Annotated in this window: 2 protein-coding genes and 1 pseudogene; all 3 read right to left on the reverse strand. The window is 59.0% G+C overall.

What is annotated here, in order from left to right:
- Window positions 1–710 (reverse strand): annotated as a pseudogene (locus tag BSK43_RS00125) (transposase); the annotation flags it as partial.
- An 18-nt stretch (window positions 711–728) separates the two neighbouring features.
- Window positions 729–1,088: an IS66 family insertion sequence element accessory protein TnpB gene (tnpB, locus tag BSK43_RS00130; protein WP_077473005.1), complete on the reverse strand. Its 360-nt coding sequence runs from the start codon at window positions 1,086–1,088 to the stop codon at window positions 729–731.
- 67 nt (window positions 1,089–1,155) lie between these two features.
- The coding region (locus BSK43_RS00135) for a hypothetical protein (RefSeq protein WP_205910572.1) at window positions 1,156–1,530 on the reverse strand (375 nt) is incomplete at its 5' end.

Genomic DNA, 1,530 nt, shown 5'->3' on the forward strand with positions numbered 1-1,530 from the left:
GGCGGGTTTCGTCGCAGTGCAGTACCGGGTAGCCGAGCAACTGGTCGCGCAACAGGTTGAGCAGCGGTTGTAGCTGCACGCCGCACTGGATCACCCAGCGCGCCAGGGTCTGGCGCGGGATGTCGATGCCATGGCGGTCGAGCATCTTCTCGAAGCGGTACAGCGGGATGCCGTCGGCGTACTTGGTGGTCAGCAGCATGGCCAGCACGCTAGGACTGGCCATGCTTTTCTCGATCAATTGCGCCGGTTTGTCAGCGGTGACCGGGGCGGCTTCGCAGGCCTTGCAGGCATAGGTTTTGCGGATATGGCGGATCACCCGTACCTGCATCGGGATGATCTCCAACTGCTCGCTGGTCTCTTCGCCGATCACCTGCTTACAGGCGCCGCAGGCACAGGTGCGCTCGTGCTCAGGCAGTTCGTGGATGATCTCCACCGCGCGGCAGATTGGCCGGCAGCGGCTTGCGCTTGCCGCGGCGCTTCACCGGGGCAACAACCTCTTCGGCTTCGCTTGGCGCGGCGGCCGGCTCTTCGATCAGCTCTTCGGCCTCGTTGAACATGGCCAGTTGCGGCGAGTCGGCGTCTTCGGGGCTGCGCTCGGATTTGGGTGAGAACAGTTTGTGGCGCAGCAGGGCGACCTGTTCCTGTAATTGCAGAACCAACGCCTTGAGCAGGATGGGATCGTCGGGAAGGTTGTCGGCGCCAGATTTCATGGCGCGGATTATACCGGCTCAGGCCACGAAGCGCGGCGTCAGTACCCGGTGCGGCCGGTTACGCCACAGGTCGATGCCGTCGAGCAGCCAGTTCAACTCATCGACAGTCAGTTCGATGGCCTCGTCGCCAGCATCGGGCTTGGTCTTGAAACGCTCGGCTTCCAGGCGCTTGAGCCACAGGCAGAAGCCATTGCGCTCCCAATAGAGGATCTTGACCTGGCTACGGGTGCGATTGAGGAACACGAACAGCACCGGGTTGAACACTTCCACCTTGATGTCCAGTTCAACCAGGGCGGCCAGGCCGTTGATGGATTTGCGAAAGTCGACGGGCTTGGGATAGAGGTAGACCTTCTGCACCTTGGCGTCGGGACGCATCATGGTGGTGAGCTCCAGTGAAAACGGGAGCTCAGCATCCAATGATCAGCAGGCTATGGGCAGGTGGGGTTTATGGAGCGGATACAAATAAACGGGTTGAGGTGTTAAAGGAGCTAAGCCTTTCGATATCGGTTCGTACGGACCAATCCCCTTCTAAACACTTAGCTTGCGATGCGTCGCTCAGGCACTTGACCTCAGCGACCATGATGTCGGCGCCGCTTTCATCTTGGGCATAAAGATCAGCTTTTCGGCCTCCGCCTATTGGTAGATCGGTCCATATTTCAATGTTTTCTTCGAACCAGGCGTGCAGGCTGATTTCAGCCTGTATCCAATGCTCACGGCAGCTGTTTAGCTGCAGAACCTGCTCAAGTTTCTTGTCCATTGAGCAAAAGGCTTGCTTGAACAAGGCGATCCATTGTGCTGATTCCAAGGTGCGGTCCTCGCG

The sequence above is a fragment of the Rhizobium sp. P44RR-XXIV genome (assembly GCF_001999485.2).
In the GTDB taxonomy this organism is placed as follows: domain Bacteria; phylum Pseudomonadota; class Alphaproteobacteria; order Rhizobiales; family Rhizobiaceae; genus Rhizobium.